This window comes from Billgrantia gudaonensis, assembly GCF_900100195.1.
Taxonomy (GTDB): domain Bacteria; phylum Pseudomonadota; class Gammaproteobacteria; order Pseudomonadales; family Halomonadaceae; genus Halomonas; species Halomonas gudaonensis.
On the sequence record NZ_FNES01000004.1, the window covers coordinates 99,209 to 113,492 of the forward strand.

12 protein-coding genes are annotated in these 14,284 nt (G+C 65.8%); 2 read left to right on the forward strand and 10 right to left on the reverse strand.

The window, feature by feature from the left end; genetic code table 11:
• Positions 1-23: 23 nt before the first annotated feature.
• The 8 genes from fdhA to gbdR form a co-directional block, all read right to left on the reverse strand.
• Positions 24-1,217: a formaldehyde dehydrogenase, glutathione-independent gene (gene fdhA / locus BLP96_RS06270; protein WP_089684249.1), complete on the reverse strand. Its 1,194-nt coding sequence runs from the start codon at positions 1,215-1,217 to the stop codon at positions 24-26.
• A gap of 219 nt (positions 1,218-1,436) precedes the next feature.
• Positions 1,437-2,240, reverse strand: coding sequence for an electron transfer flavoprotein subunit beta (etfB, locus tag BLP96_RS06275; protein WP_089684252.1), 804 nt, complete (start codon positions 2,238-2,240; stop codon positions 1,437-1,439).
• Positions 2,230-3,504, reverse strand: coding sequence for an electron transfer flavoprotein subunit alpha (gene etfA / locus BLP96_RS06280; protein ID WP_089684254.1), 1,275 nt, complete (start codon positions 3,502-3,504; stop codon positions 2,230-2,232). Before etfA ends, etfB begins: the two co-directional genes overlap by 11 nt.
• Positions 3,501-5,522, reverse strand: a complete 2,022-nt coding sequence (locus BLP96_RS06285) for a (Fe-S)-binding protein (RefSeq protein ID WP_089684256.1) — start codon at positions 5,520-5,522, stop codon at positions 3,501-3,503. Before BLP96_RS06285 ends, etfA begins: the two co-directional genes overlap by 4 nt.
• A 97-nt stretch (positions 5,523-5,619) precedes the next feature.
• Positions 5,620-7,689 carry a dimethylglycine demethylation protein DgcA gene (gene dgcA / locus BLP96_RS06290; RefSeq protein WP_089684258.1) on the reverse strand — a complete coding sequence of 690 codons (2,070 nt, stop codon included), beginning with the start codon at positions 7,687-7,689 and terminating at the stop codon, positions 5,620-5,622.
• Positions 7,690-7,702: 13 nt separating this feature from the next.
• Entirely contained in the window at positions 7,703-8,251 is a 549-nt protein-coding gene (locus BLP96_RS06295) for a 4-vinyl reductase (RefSeq protein ID WP_089684260.1), read from the reverse strand.
• A gap of 124 nt (positions 8,252-8,375) precedes the next feature.
• On the reverse strand, positions 8,376-9,353 hold the full coding sequence (locus tag BLP96_RS06300; protein WP_089684262.1) for a dipeptidase: 978 nt from the start codon (positions 9,351-9,353) through the stop codon (positions 8,376-8,378).
• 220 nt (positions 9,354-9,573) lie between these two features.
• The gene (gene gbdR / locus BLP96_RS06305) at positions 9,574-10,716 is read right to left on the reverse strand and encodes a choline metabolism transcriptional regulator GbdR (RefSeq protein ID WP_089684675.1); all 1,143 of its coding nucleotides are present in this window, start codon (positions 10,714-10,716) and stop codon (positions 9,574-9,576) included.
• 302 nt (positions 10,717-11,018) lie between these two features.
• Between gbdR and BLP96_RS06310 the strand changes: the two genes are divergently transcribed.
• Positions 11,019-12,284 carry an ATP-binding protein gene (locus tag BLP96_RS06310; RefSeq protein ID WP_089684264.1) on the forward strand — a complete coding sequence of 422 codons (1,266 nt, stop codon included), beginning with the start codon at positions 11,019-11,021 and terminating at the stop codon, positions 12,282-12,284.
• 23 nt (positions 12,285-12,307) lie between these two features.
• Positions 12,308-12,847: a response regulator transcription factor gene (locus BLP96_RS06315; protein WP_089684265.1), complete on the forward strand. Its 540-nt coding sequence runs from the start codon at positions 12,308-12,310 to the stop codon at positions 12,845-12,847.
• Between the two features lie 107 nt (positions 12,848-12,954).
• On the opposite strand, the gene BLP96_RS06320 is transcribed toward BLP96_RS06315, so the two are convergent.
• The gene (locus tag BLP96_RS06320) at positions 12,955-13,725 is read right to left on the reverse strand and encodes a 3-hydroxybutyrate dehydrogenase (protein WP_089684267.1); all 771 of its coding nucleotides are present in this window, start codon (positions 13,723-13,725) and stop codon (positions 12,955-12,957) included.
• A gap of 90 nt (positions 13,726-13,815) precedes the next feature.
• Positions 13,816-14,256, reverse strand: coding sequence for a [NiFe]-hydrogenase assembly chaperone HybE (gene hybE / locus BLP96_RS06325; protein WP_089684269.1), 441 nt, complete (start codon positions 14,254-14,256; stop codon positions 13,816-13,818).
• Positions 14,257-14,284: the final 28 nt, after the last annotated feature.

Sequence of the window (14,284 nt, forward strand, 5' to 3'; positions counted from 1 at the left end):
CAGTCGGCCCGTTCAGGCACTCTTCAGGCGGCCACGCTGCCGTGGGGGTCGATGACGAATTTCTTGGCCGCGCCGCCGTCGAAGTCGGCGTAGCCCTGCGGGGCTTCATCCAGGGTGATCATCTGCACGTTGACCGCATCGGCGATATTGACCTTGTCGAACAGGATCGCCTGCATCAGCGGGCGATGGTACGCCATTACGGGGCACTGGCCGGTGTGGAAGGAGTGGGACTTGGCCCAGCCGAGACCAAAGCGCATGCTCAGCGCCCCCTGCCTGGCCGCCTCATCCGCTGCACCCGGGTCTTCGGTCACGTACAGGCCCGGGATGCCGATCTGACCGCCGGCGCGGGTCAGCGACATCGCCGAGTTCAGCACGGTCGCGGGCGCTTCCTTGCCGTGGTTGCAACCGCAGGCATGGGCTTCGAAACCGACGCAGTCGACGAAGGCGTCGACTTCTCGCTCGCCGAGGATCGCCTCTATCCTGTCGGCCATGTCGCCGTCCTGGGTCAGGTCGAGGGTTTCGCAACCGAAGCTGCGGGCTTGGGCCAGACGCTCCTCGATCATGTCACCGACGATTACGCAGGCCGCCCCCAGCAGATGGGCAGAGACGGCGGCGGCCAGACCCACTGGGCCGGCACCGGCGATATAGACGGTGCTGCCCGGCCCGACGCCAGCGGTGACACAGCCGTGGAAACCGGTGGGAAAGATGTCGGACAGTAGGGTCAGGTCGCGGATCTTCTCCATGGCCTGGTCAGCGTCGGGGAACTTCAGCAGGTTGAAGTCGGCATAGGGCACCATGACGTACTCGGTCTGGCCGCCGACCCAGCCGCCCATGTCCACGTAGCCGTAGGCCGCGCCCGGTCGCGCCGGATTGACGTTGAGGCAGATGCCCGTCTTGCCTTCCTTGCAGTTGCGGCAACGGCCGCAAGCGATATTGAACGGCACCGAAACCAGGTCGCCCGGCTTGATGAATTCGACGTCGCGCCCGGCTTCGATGACGAGGCCGGTGATCTCGTGACCCAGCACCAGGCCGGACGGCGCGGTGGTGCGGCCACGCACCATGTGCTGGTCGCTGCCACAGATGTTGGTGGTGACGACCTTCAGGATCACGCCGTGGTCGCACTTGCGCTTGCCGAGGGCGAGTTCCGGATAGGGGATGGACTCGACGTCGACTTGACCGGGTCCCTTGTAGACGACTCCGCGGTTGGCTGCACTCATGGCTGGCTTCCTTACGTCTTGTTGTGGGGAGGTGGCGTAGATGCCACCCATAGACCTTAGCGGTACTGCCCCACGGGACAGTGCCTCCATGAGTCATCGCGATGCCTGATCGCGACATCCCCTTCATCGTGATCCATCGTCTCCGGAGCTCCGTCCGACCACGTGACGGGCCCCGATCCGTGACCGGGGTCTTTTCGATGCAGATCTGCAGCGACGCGACTAGCGCAGTACGCCCTCGTCCTTGAGCAGCTTGAAGATCGCCGCGGCGCCCTGCTCCGGGGTAACGCCTTCGAGTACCTGACCGCCGCCGCCCTCGGCCTTGGCCGCCGCGGCCTTGAAGCGATCCCGGGCCGAGGCGGCCTTGACGATCTTGAGTCGCTTGGGCCGCTTGCGAGCCGGCTGCACCTGCCAGCCAGCCCAGTCGTCGTCAAGGCTGACCGCCCCCGGAACGAACGCCAGCTGGCCACGTCGTGCCGGGCCATAGGCGCTCTGGCGCGGCGCCGGCGCGGCGCCGTCGACGCTGACGATGGCCGGCAGGCGCACCTCGAGGCGCCGCCGTTGCCCCCGCGGTAGGGCCTGCAGCAGGGTGGCGATGCCCTCCTCGACGCCCTCCACCGCTACCACGCCGCTGACCATCGGCCAGCCCAGCCGCTCGGCCAGCAGGTAGGGCAGCAAGCCCGACCCCTCGCCCCGTTCGGCGCATTCACCGGTAATCACCAGCTGGGGCGATGCCTCATCCAGAGTCTCGGCCAGCGCCGGCAGGATGTCGGCGCCCTCGGGCTGCTCGAGCAGGGCCAGCGCATCGAAGCCCATGCCCAAATAGCCACGCAGGGCGGTCTCGCTACCCTCGTTCAGGGTCCCGGCATGCAGCAATTGGACCTCGGCCTCCGGCAGCCCCCGGGCCAGCTCGACGCCCCGGGCGTCCTGGTCGGCACGGCGCCCCCGACCGGTCAGCGGATGGCGCCCCACGGAGACCAGCACGGTGATCTCCAGTGACGGGGTGTCTCGGGTTTCAGGCCGCATGACGCTTCTCCTCTCGCTCTTGCTCCACCAGCGCGACCAGCGCCTCTAGCACTTGGGCCGAGTCGCCGATCACCGCCAAGTCGGCACGCTTGATCATGTCGCAACCGGAATCCATGTTGATCGCCACCACCTTGTCGCAGCTCTGGATCCCCTGGAGGTGCTGGATGGCGCCACTGATACCCACGGCCACGTAGACCCGGGCGGTGACCCAGGTGCCGGTGGCACCGACCTGACGGTCCCGCGGCATGAAGCCGTCGTCGACCGCCACCCGGGATGCCCCTTCCGTCGCCCCCAGCACCTTGGCGGCCCGATGAAAACCGTCCCAGTCGCGTACGCCATTGCCGGCAGAGAGGATGAATTCGGCCTCGGCCAGCGCCACGCCCGCGGGATCCACGGCCACTGGGCCCAGATCCTCGATGCGCGAGAGCTGCGCCGGCAGCGGTTGCGCCAACACCAGCGGTTGGGCGGCATGGCGCGTCTCGCTGACCGGCTCGGCGCACTCGGCGAGCGCCAACACCACCCGCGGTAGGGGCCGCTGGATGTCCAGGGTGTTCGCCGCGCCCCGCGCCGTGCAGCACCAACCGCTGCCGCCTTCGCCCCGGGCGTCGGCCTCGATCTGCCAAACGCCGGTGGCCGGCCGCTCGCCCAGGCGCACCGCCAGCCGCCGCCCCAGGTCGGCGCCGCCGAGCTTGGAGTCGGGCAGCAGCCAGTGATGCGGCTCCCAGGCCTCCTCCACCGCCACCAGAGCGCCGACTCGAGCCTCCGGCGCATAGCCCTCCAGTTCCGGCGATTCGAGATGCAGCAGTCGATCGATGCCGGCGTCGGCAAAACCGTCTTCCTTGTGGGCGCCGAAGACCACGGCCAGCACCGCACCCCGCCGTTCGGAATCGGCGTCGGCCAGTCGTCGGGCCAGGCCCAGCAGGTCGCGATCGTGACTCGAGAGGCGCCCACCGCTCAGGTCCGGCACCACCGCGACCAGGAAGGCCGGGGCTGCGATGGTGACGTCGCGACGGGTATCCTGGGTCGCCTGGCGTGCACCGCCCGTGGCCTGGCCCCCCCGCTGGGCGCCGCTGCGGTCGATGCGCTTGACGCCATTGGGACCGATGAAACCGATGGCATGGGGGTTCTTGCGAATCACCCCGTTGGGGCCCAGCCACTCGTTGGCGGCGCCCCCCCGCTCGGCGAGCACGCTAGCGTGCTCGGGATGCAGGCGGTTACGGGCGATCCACTCGCGGCGTGGATCGCGACGCTGGATTTCGCTCATGGTGTCACCTCCTCAACGGCAGGCTGCTGAACCCCGGTGCTTTTTGGGGCAGTGGGCCGTTCGACCAGGGCATCGGCCACCAGCTCGGCGATGTCGCGCACCTCGGCGGTGGCATCCACCACGCCCTCGAGCATGGCAGTGCACTGTGGGCAGCCCACGGCCACCAGCTCGGCGCCAGTCTCCTCGACGTCGTTCATGCGCATGTCGGGGATTCGCCGCTCGCCGGGAATGTCGGTGATCGGCGCCCCGCCGCCGCCGCCGCAGCAGCGCGAACGGAAGCCGGATCGCTCCATCTCCTTGACCTCGATGCCCAGCGCCTTGAGCACGTTGCGGGGCGCATCGAACTCGCCGTTGTAGCGGCCGAGATAGCAGGGGTCGTGATAGGTGACGCTGCCGCCCTTCCAGGGGGCGAAGGCCAGTCGGCCGGCATCATACAGCTCGGCGATAAAGGTGCTGTGGTGACGCACCTCGTAGCGGGCCGGCGTTCCGGGACCGCCCAGCTCGCCGTACTCATTGCCCAGCACATGGAAGCTGTGGGGGTCGCAGGTGACGATGCGCTGGAAGCGGTACTGGGCCAGGGTGGCGATATTGCGCTTGGCCAGGGACTGAAAGGTCGCCTCGTCGCCCAGGCGCCGCGCCACGTCGCCGCTGTCGCGTTCCTCGTTGCCCAGCACCGCGAACTCCACCTCGGCAGCGCGCAGCACCTTGACCAGGGCGCGCAGGGTGCGCTGATTGCGCATGTCGAAGGCGCCATCGCCCAGCCACAGCAACACCTCGGTCTGCTTGACGTCGGCCATCAGCGGCAGGTCGAGGTCCGCCGCCCAGTGCAGCCGCGAGCCGGGATCGAAACCGCCGGGATTATCGGTGGCGATCAGGTTGTCGAGCACCTCGGCCCCCTTGCCAGGCGTATTACCGTGCTCGAGAGTCAGGAAGCGACGCATGTCGACGATGGCGTCCACGTGCTCGATCATCATCGGACACTCTTCCACGCAGGCCCGGCAGGTGGTGCAGGACCACAGGGTGTCGGCGTCCACGAGGGCCTTGCCCTCGCGGGCCACGATGGGCCCATGGGGGGTGCCGCGGTGCTCACCCACTGGCTTGCCCCCAAGCCCTTGTGAAGGGTGGGGTGAGCCGGCATAGGCGGCGTCGCTGCCCCCGGCCAGGCCCACCACCATGTCCTGAATCAGCTTCTTGGGGTTGAGCGGTTGGCCGGCGGCGAAGGCAGGGCAGACCGCCTCGCAGCGCCCGCACTGCACGCAGGCGTCGAAACCGAGCAACTGGTTCCAGGTGAAGTCACTGGGCGTCTCGACGCCGAGCCGGGCCTCGGGATCCTCCAGGTCCAGCGCCTTGAGGCCGGTGGAACGCCCCCCGCCGAAGCGTTCCGCACGACGATGGAAAGCCAGGTGCAGGGCGCCGGCAAAGGCGTGCTTCATGGGCCCGCCCCAGGTCATGCCGAAGACCATCTCACCCAGGCCCCAGACCAACACCGCGGCCAGCACCAAGGCGAGGATCCAACTGCCAGTCCCTTGTAGAAAGCCTTCGGGAAGAACGCCGACCGTCGGCAGGGTGATCAGGAAGACGCTCAACGAAAACGCCATCAAGCTCTTCGGCAGGCGCATCCAGGGGCCCCTGGAGAGCCGGGCAGGCGGGTTGCGACGGCGCCGGGCCACGAACAGGCTCCCCACGAACATGCAGGCGCTGGCTGCCAGCAGCAGCCAACCCTGGATGCCCCCAAGTCCTTCTGAAGAGCCGAGCCCAAAACCATGCACCAGGATCATCAGTACAGCGGCGGCAACGAAGCCACCGGCAGTGGCCACATGGGTGTTGGACATCGCCTTGTCGCGCGCCACGACATGGTGCAGATCGACCAGGTAACGGCGCGGCATGGCGACCAGGCCACGCAGAATGGCGACCTTCGACGGCCGCCCCTGCCGCCACAGGCGGATGCGCCGAACGGCGCCGATCACGGCCACCGCCAGGGCGGAGAAGATCAGTATCGGCAGCAGAATCTCGAGCATCTCGGCTTCCTCGATGAGGAGCCGTAAGCCTTAAGCTGTAAGCGGTAAGTTAGCCCTCCCCCACTTACAGCTTCCGGCTTACAGCTTACAGCTGGGTTTAAAAGTCCTTGCAGATCCGCAGGGCGTCATAAATCGCGGCGTGGGTATTGCGCGGCGCGGTGCAGTCGCCCAGACGGAATAGCAGGAAGCCCTCACCCTCCTCGCTCAGGCAGGGCTGCGCCTTGGCCGCGTAGAGCGCCTCGAGATCCACGCCGTTGTTGCGCGACTGCGCCTTCAGGGCATAGTAGAGGGCCTCGTCGGGGCGCACGCCGTTCTCCACCACTACCTGGTCGACCACGCGCTCTTCCTGGGTGCCGGTGTACTCGTTCTCGAGCACCGCCACCAGACCGTCTCCCTCGCGGTAGACCTTGTGCAGCATCAGGTCGGAGGTCATGATCACCTCCTTCTGGTAGAGGCTGCGATAGTAGGTGGGGAAGGTGGTGCCGCCCACCGCCGCACCGGGCTTGATGTCGTCGGTAACGATCTCCACCTTGGCGCCCTTGTCGGCCAGGTAGTCCGCCGCCGAGACGCCGGAGAACTCGCAGATGGCATCAAAGATCAGCACGTTCTTGCCCGGGGCCACCTTACCGGACAGCACGTCCCAGGTGCTGACCACCAGGCTCTCCTCGGGATTCTCCGAATAGCCCCACTCAGGGAACTGACTGAGGAAGGGCTGGCCGCCGGTGGCCAGCACCACGACGTCCGGGCGCAAGTCGAGCAGCGCCGCCTCGTCGGCACGAGTGCCCAAGCGCAGGTCGACGTTCAGGCGCGCCAGCTCCAACTGATACCAGCGGGTGATGCCGGCGATCTGATCGCGCTGCGGGGCCTGGGCGGCGATGGTGATCTGCCCGCCCAAGGCCTCCGCAGCCTCGAACAGGGTGACGTCATGGCCGCGCTCGGCGGCAACTCGCGCCGCCTCCATGCCGCCAGGGCCACCGCCCACCACCACCACCTTGCGCTTGGGCCCTTCGCTCTTCTCGATGATGTGCGGCAGCCCCATGTACTCCCGCGAGGTGGCGGCGTTCTGAATGCACAGCACGTCCAGGCCCTGGTACTGGCGGTCGATGCAGTAGTTGGCGCCGACGCACTGCTTGATCTGGTCCACCTGGCCCATCTTGATCTTGGCGATCAGGTGCGGGTCGGCGATGTGCGCCCGGGTCATTCCCACCAGGTCCACATAGCCGCCTTCCAGGATACGGCTTGCCTGGTTGGGGTCCTTGATGTTCTGGGCATGGATCACCGGGGCGGAGACCACTTCCTTGATGCCCGCCGCCAGGTGCAGGAACGGCTCCGGCGGATAGGACATGTTGGGAATGACGTTGGCCAGGGTGTCATGAGTGTCGCAACCGGAGCCCACCACGCCGAAGAAGTCCACCTTGCCGGTAGCGTCGTAGTAGGCGGCAATCTGTTTCATGTCGTCGTGGGAGAGCCCATCCGGATGAAACTCGTCGCCGCAGATGCGCATACCGACCACGAAGTCGTCACCGACTTCGGCGCGCACCGCCTTGAGCACTTCCATGCCGAAGCGCATGCGGTTCTCGAAGCTGCCGCCCCACTGATCGGTGCGCTTGTTGACCCGCGGGCTCCAGAACTGGTCGATCAGGTGCTGGTGCACCGCGGACAGCTCGACGCCGTCGAGGCCGCCCTCCTTGGCCCGGCGCGCCGCCTGGGCAAAGTCTCCGATGATCCGCCAGATCTCCTCTTCCTCGATGGTCTTGCAGGTGGAGCGGTGCACCGGCTCGCGGATGCCCGACGGCGACAGTAGCGTCGGCCAGTCGAAGCCATCCCAGCGCGAGCGGCGCCCCATGTGGGTGATCTGGATCATGATCTTGCCGCCGTGCTGGTGCACCGCGTCGGCGAGATTCTGGAAGTGCGGGATGATGCGGTCGGTCGACAGGTTCACCGAGCTCCACCAGCCCTGGGGGCTGTCGATGGAGACGATCGAGGAGCCGCCGCAGATGCACAGGCCGCAGCCGCCCTTGGCCTTCTCTTCGTAGTACTTGACGTAACGGTCGGTGGTCATGCCGCCGTCGGTGGCATGCACCTCGGCATGGGCGGTGCTGACCACGCGATTGCGGATGGTCAGCTTGCCGATCTCGATCGGCTGAAAGATAGCGTCGAATGCCATGGTGATTCTCCCCTCAGCCCTGCACTGCGTCGCGCAGTGGCTCGACTTCGAAAATGCCCACGTCGCAGCCGACCTCGGCGGCGCTCTGGGTCTGTTCGGCGACGGTGCGCAGGTCGCTACCGCGCTCGGCGAGGATCTGGTCCATGGCGCCGGCGAACCAGCCGGTGAACATGTACTCCACCTTGCGGCCCACCTTTCCCATCTGGTAGACGAAGGCGCTGTGTTCCAGGCGCACGCGGGCGGTGCCGGCATCGAGGTCGATGACATCAATGATGAAGTGACCCCATCCGCGCTGGGAGAGGCGCTTCATGTAGTGCTCGAAGACGTCCACGCCCTCGAGGCCGTGGCACTCGGCCTCCTTCTCGCACCAGTGCCAGGCGCTCTTGTAACCGGCGTCGTAGAGGATCTCGGCGTACTTCTCGGCGCCGAGCGCCTCCTCCACCGCCACGTGGTTGTTGATGAAGAAGTGCCGCGGCACGTAGAGCATCGGCAGGGCGTCGGTGGTCCACACGCCGGTCTCGCTATCCACCTCGATGGGCAGCTCGGGGGCCAGTTTGGTCACGGTTGCTTTCCTCGAATCTTGCTAATTGTTTTGAAGTGGCTAAGCAGTGGTCGTTGCCCGCATCGCTCGGGGCTGATCCGGGGGGCTCTAGTCTCGGCTCGCAACTCGTAGCTCGTCGCGGCCGTCAGGCGCCCCACACATCCTTCAGAACCCGCACCCAGTTCTCGCCCATGATCTTGCGCACCTGAGGCTCGCTGAAGCCGCGGCGCAGCAGCGCTTCGGTGAGATTGGGGAACTCGCCGATGGTGCGGATGCCCTCGGGATTGATGATCTTGCCGAAGTTGGTCAGGCGGCGGGCATAGCCCTTGTCGTGGGTGAGCCACTCGAAGAAGTCCTGGCCGTGGCCTTGAGTGAAGTCGGTACCGATGCCGATGGCATCCTCTCCGACGATGTTCATCACGTACTCGATGGCCTCGACGTAGTCGTCGACGGTGGCGTCGATGCCGGCGCGCAGGAAGGGGGTGAACATGGTCACGCCGACGAAGCCACCGTGGTCGGCGATGAACTGGAGCTCCTCGTCGGACTTGTTGCGCGGATGCTCCTTGAGGCCGGACGGCAGGCAGTGGGAGTAGCAGACCGGCTTCTGGGACTCGAGGATCACCTCCTCGGAGGTCTTGGCGCCGACGTGAGAGAGGTCGCACATGATGCCCACGCGGTTCATCTCGGCGACGATCTCGCGACCGAAGCCGGAGAGCCCGCCGTCGCGCTCGTAGCAACCGGTGCCCACCAGGTTCTGGGTGTTGTAGCACAGCTGCACGATGCCCACGCCGAGCTGCTTGAATATCTCCACGTAGCCGATCTGGTCCTCGAAGGCGTGGGCGTTCTGGAAGCCGTAGATGATGCCGGTCTTGCCCTCTTCCTTGGCCCGTGTGATGTCAGCGGTGGTGCGCACCGGCCGAACCAGGTCGCTGCACTCGGCCATCAACTGGTTGGACTTGACGATATTGTCGACGGTGGCCTGGAACCCTTCCCACACCGAGACGGTGCAGTTGGCCGCCGTGAGGCCACCCCGGCGCATGTCCTCGAGCAATTCGCGATTCCACTTGGCGATGATCAATCCATCGATGACGATGGCGTCCTGATGCAGCTGATTAGAGGTCATGGCAGGGTCTCCGTGATGGTCGTTGCCTGGCGGCAGCATAGCGCCGGGCCGCCGGAGGGACGCCCGCTGGAAACGACGGCGAGGATTCCAAAAACGTCATCGGCTGCGTCGATGCGACGGAGTGCGCGGCCATGCCAGCGTCATGGCAAGCCAGGTGAGAAAAGGAAGAGGCCGCAATTGCGGCCTCGGAGGGAAGTCAGATTGGAATGGGACGCAGCGTTCAGGGTCTCACCGCCACGCTGGCGTAGGTGGGTTCGCCACGCGCCTGGTCGAGGGCCACGATGGCGCTGGAAACCGGCTCCTCGGGCACGGCCTGGAAGGCAGCCTGACGGAACAGTGCCTCGGCTTCCCTTTGCTCGAGCCGCACCGGCGGGTTGAGATGGCCGATGCGCTCGTCGCGCGGCGGGATACCGAAAAACTCCCGATAGCACTTGGAGAAGTGCGGCGTGGAGACGAAGCCGCAAGCCGAGGCGACCTCGATGATCGACATCGCCGTCTGCTTGAGCAGTTGGCGGGCGCGAGTCAAGCGCAGCTTGAGGTAGTAGCGCGACGGCGAGCAGTGCAGATTCTTCTGGAACAGTCGCTCGAGCTGACGCCGCGAGACACCGACGTAGCTGGCCAGTTCATCGAGGCCGATGGGCTCCTCGAGATTGGACTCCATCAGCGCCACGATCTCCAGCAGCTTGGGCTGGTTGGTGCCCAGTACATGGCGAAGGGGGATGCGCTGCTGATCCTGGTCGCTGCGCACGCGTTCGCAAATGAACATCTCGGAGATGCCTGCCGCAAGCTCTCGACCATGATCGCACCGAATCAGCGTGAGCATCATATCGAGCGGCGCCGTGCCACCGGAGCAGGTCGCCCTGTCACGGTCGATCGAAAACAGGCGCGTGGTCAGCCCGACGCGCGGAAACGCCTCACGCATCGCCGCCATGCACTCCCAGTGCGTACTCACCTCGTAGTCGTCGAGTAGGCCCGACTTGGCGAGTGCCCAACTGCCGGTGCAGATGGCGCCGAGGCGACGTGACAGGCGCGCCTGGCCTTGCAGCCAAGTGACGTGCTCGCGCTGCACGCTACGGTGGGGAGCTACGCCACCACACACGATGACCATGTCGAGGCTGAGCGGCGTGCGAATCGATACATCGGGCGTCACTCTCAGGCCGTCGCTGGCGCTGACCGGCTCGCCGTCCAGCGTGAGCGTGTACCAACGATAGAGTTCGCTGCCGGCAAGCTGGTTGGCCATGCGCAGTGGTTCGATGGCCGACGCCAGCGAGATCAGCGTGAAGTTCTCCAGCAGCAGAAAGCCTATGCTCAATGCCTTCTTGGGAGATACCGGGGCGCCGGACGGGGTTGCGTGCGATGACATCGACATGATCTTTCTCTCCACATGCACATGGCCACGCCCGTCAGGGTGGGCCGCGGCCGCCATTGTTCTTGTCTGCCTTCGGTGACCGCCGATCGTGCAATGACGACAGGCGTGTCGCTTTCAGGCATGCGCGAGCGCAGAATATCGGATGTGCACTTAGCGAGCCTATCGTTTTTTCCTTCGGCGATAGACAGTCTCGATTACCTTTGACAATCGCCGAGCTGGCGTCCGCCCACCCCTGATAGCTGTCGACATGCACGTGAAACGATATCATGGTCTGTCGTATTTGATCGGAAGTCGCCATGCCTGCCACTCTGCCCCTGCCGTTGTCGACACCCAGCCGCAATCTGGTGCGCCTGACCATCGTGCGTGGCATCACCTGGACCGGATTCCTGGTCGCCATCGTCATCGGCATCGAACTGCTGCATTTCGACCTGCACGTCGAAGCAGTGATCGGCGTGGTCGTCGCCATGGGATTGATCAATCTCCTCACCTGGTGGCGTCTGGGCCGCCACTGGGCCGTCACCCATCCCGAGAACCTCCTCCACTTGCTCGCCGACCTGGTCGGGTTGACGCTGCTGTTCTACTTCACGGGCGGTTCCACCAATCCTTTCATCACCTACTATCTGGTCCCGGTAACCATCGCCGCTGCCACCCTGCCGTGGCACTGCGCCTGGATCATTGCCGCCGTGGCCCTGTTGGCCTACACCCTGCTGCTGTTCGCCTATCACCCAGTACCGCAGCTCACCCAGCACTACGGCGATGACAGGATCAACCTGCACGTGCTGGGGATGTGGCTGAACTTCGCCCTGTCGGCCGGACTGGTCTCCTTCTTCATCTACAAGATGGCGCATGCCCTGCGCCACCGTGATCAGGCTCTGTCGCACACTCGTGAAGCGGCACTGCGCAACGAACAGGTGCTGGCGGTGGCCACCCAGGCAGCCGGCACGGCCCACGAGCTGGGCACGCCGCTGTCGACCATGGCGGTGCTGCTCAGCGACATGCGCAAGGATGCCGAAGCCGATGGGCCGCTGCGCCAGGACATCGACCTGCTGCGCCAGCAGGTCGAGCTGTGCAAGTCGCGCCTGCGCAATCTGGTGGAAAGTGCCGACCGCCGCCGCATGGCGGTGCCTGAACGTCGCGATGCCCGCGACTGGCTGACTGCCGTGGTACAGCGCTGGCTGGTGCTGCGCCCCGACGTGAGCCACGAGCTGACCATCGCCGACCAGCGTGGCACGCCTTGGCTGACCGTCGACGCCACCCTCGACCAGGCACTCACCAACCTGCTCAACAATGCCGCCGATGCCAGTCCCGACGACATTCACATCTCGCTGGAGTGGACCGCCGACGAGGTAGTGATCGACATACGCGACCGGGGGCCCGGCGTGGCGATGGACATCGCCGACCAGCTCGGCGAAACCTTCGTCTCGACCAAGAGCAAGGGGCTGGGCATCGGGCTGTTTCTGACCCACGCCACCATCAACCGCTTCGGCGGCGGCGTAAGCCTGTACAATCACCCGGAGGGAGGCACGCTGACGGAAGTGATCCTGCCTCGTAGCCACGCCTGAGCCATCCACACGACGAGGACACCATGCAAGACGCCGACTCCCGCCTGCTGATCATCGACGACGACGAGATGTTCTGCCACGTGCTGTCGCGCGCCCTGACGCGACGCGGCTTCGAGGTTCTGGTCGCGCACGATGCCGACCATGCGTTGAGCCTGGCAAGGCAGCACCAGCCAGGGATCGCCACCCTGGACCTCAAGCTCGAGCACAGTTCGGGCCTCAAGCTGCTGCCGGAGCTTCTCGACATCGTGCCCGACTGTCGCGTCGTGGTGCTGACGGGCTATTCCAGCATCGCCACGGCCGTGGAGGCCATCAAACTCGGCGCGGTCAACTACCTGTGCAAGCCCGCCGATGCCGACGAGATCCTCACCGCTCTGGGTCGGGAAGCCGGCGACCCGGATGCCGAGGTGGCCGACAATCCGCCTTCCATCAACCGGGTCGCCTGGGAGCACATTCAGAAAGTGCTACAGGAGCACGACGGCAACATCTCCGCCACCGCACGGGCGCTGGGCATGCACCGCCGCACTCTGCAGCGCAAGCTGCAGAAGCGCCCGGTGAGGCGCTGAAGCTACGGGCTACGGGCTACGAGCTGCTAAAGGCTCCGTTGCCCAAGCGATGGATGCAATCATCGCCCGCAGCTCGAAACCCGGGACCCGCAGCTGGCGCATAGCGCCTACTGCGCCGTCCACCCCAGGTCGATGTTCCAGCTCGACCCGGTCACCGCGCCAGCGGCATCGGATGCGAGATAGGCGACCATCTGCGCTACCTCGGCGGGTTCGATCAAGCGCTTGATGGCGGCGTTCTTGAGCATCACCTGCTCGATGACTTCCTGCTCTTCCATGCCATGCAGCCTGGCCTGATCGGCGATCTGGTTGTCCACCAGCGGCGTCTTGACGTAGGCGGGGCAGATGGCATTCGCCGTGATGCCCTGGCTACCACCCTCGAGGGCCGCTGTCTTGGTGAGTCCGATGAGGCCGTGCTTGGCGCTGATGTAAGCCGCCTTGCCGGGAGACGCCACCTGGGCATGCACCGAGGCGATGTTGACGATCCTACCCCAACCGTTGTCGCGCATGGATGGCCAGCAGGCCTGGCTGAGCAGGAACGGCGCGGTGAGCATCAAGTCGACGATCTGGCGCCACTTCGCCTCCGGAAAGTCCTCGATGGAAGAGACGTGCTGAATGCCGGCATTGTTGACCAGGATATCGACACGCCCGAAGCGCTTGACGGCTTCGTCCACGGCTGCCCGGCAGGCATCGGCATCGGTCAGATCGGCGCGAAAGAACACCGCTCCCACCGCTTCGGCCTTCTCGGCCGCCTGTTCATTGAAGTCCACGGCGAGAACCTGATGCCCGAGCTCTCTGAAATGGTCGACAACGGCTTCGCCGATACCGCTGGCAGTACCGGTGACCAGGGCCACGCGCGGGGTCTTCGTCGCTTGCGTCATGGGAAGAGCTCCTCTCGGTGAATCGAATGATCGTGAAATGCGGCAGTGCAAAACACCCAGCATAAGCATCCCGCCGCGTTGGCGCCAGCCTCAGGTTTCGGGCGTCATCACACGCTCCATCAAGCGCTGGGCGAGACGACTGGCTTCTTCGGCTGCATCCAGGTCGGAAAGATCGTCGAGCAGCTCGCAGCGCCATAGCCAGGTGCCGTCGGAGAGGCACTCGGCAGTGAACGGGTAACGCCCCGACGGAAAGCCGAAGGCCTGCCGCCGTCCCGGCTGCGGCGCGGGATTGCCCGGCTCGGCCGGTACCAACACCAGCGACAGCGAAACCGGCGTGATCAACGCACCGGCGAGGTAGGCTTGCTCGTGCCCCTGCTCCGGCCCCGCATCGAAGGTCTGAAAACACAGCGTGTCGACCGACAGGCGCGAATTGGCGTTGGACGCCGCGGCCAGTTCCTCGCGTCGATCCTGTTCCCAGGTCGTCGCCAGGCGACGCAATCGTTCGTATTGATCGAGGCTCAGGCTCTGCATGGAATCTCCTTGTCGGCCAAGTTCGCGT

Bases quoted from the DNA above. Each gene is read 5' to 3' on its own strand.
- BLP96_RS06300 (WP_089684262.1), bottom strand. From the start codon at position 9,353: ATGACCTCTAATCAGCTGCATCAGGACGCCATCGTCATCGATGGATTG.
- fdhA (WP_089684249.1), bottom strand. From the start codon at position 1,217: ATGAGTGCAGCCAACCGCGGAGTCGTCTACAAGGGACCCGGTCAAGTC.
- hybE (WP_089684269.1), bottom strand. From the start codon at position 14,256: ATGCAGAGCCTGAGCCTCGATCAATACGAACGATTGCGTCGCCTGGCG.
- BLP96_RS06310 (WP_089684264.1), top strand. From the start codon at position 11,019: ATGCCTGCCACTCTGCCCCTGCCGTTGTCGACACCCAGCCGCAATCTG.
- dgcA (WP_089684258.1), bottom strand. From the start codon at position 7,689: ATGGCATTCGACGCTATCTTTCAGCCGATCGAGATCGGCAAGCTGACC.
- BLP96_RS06315 (WP_089684265.1), top strand. From the start codon at position 12,308: ATGCAAGACGCCGACTCCCGCCTGCTGATCATCGACGACGACGAGATG.
- etfA (WP_089684254.1), bottom strand. From the start codon at position 3,504: ATGAGCGAAATCCAGCGTCGCGATCCACGCCGCGAGTGGATCGCCCGT.
- etfB (WP_089684252.1), bottom strand. From the start codon at position 2,240: ATGCGGCCTGAAACCCGAGACACCCCGTCACTGGAGATCACCGTGCTG.
- BLP96_RS06285 (WP_089684256.1), bottom strand. From the start codon at position 5,522: ATGCTCGAGATTCTGCTGCCGATACTGATCTTCTCCGCCCTGGCGGTG.
- gbdR (WP_089684675.1), bottom strand. From the start codon at position 10,716: ATGTCATCGCACGCAACCCCGTCCGGCGCCCCGGTATCTCCCAAGAAG.
- BLP96_RS06320 (WP_089684267.1), bottom strand. From the start codon at position 13,725: ATGACGCAAGCGACGAAGACCCCGCGCGTGGCCCTGGTCACCGGTACT.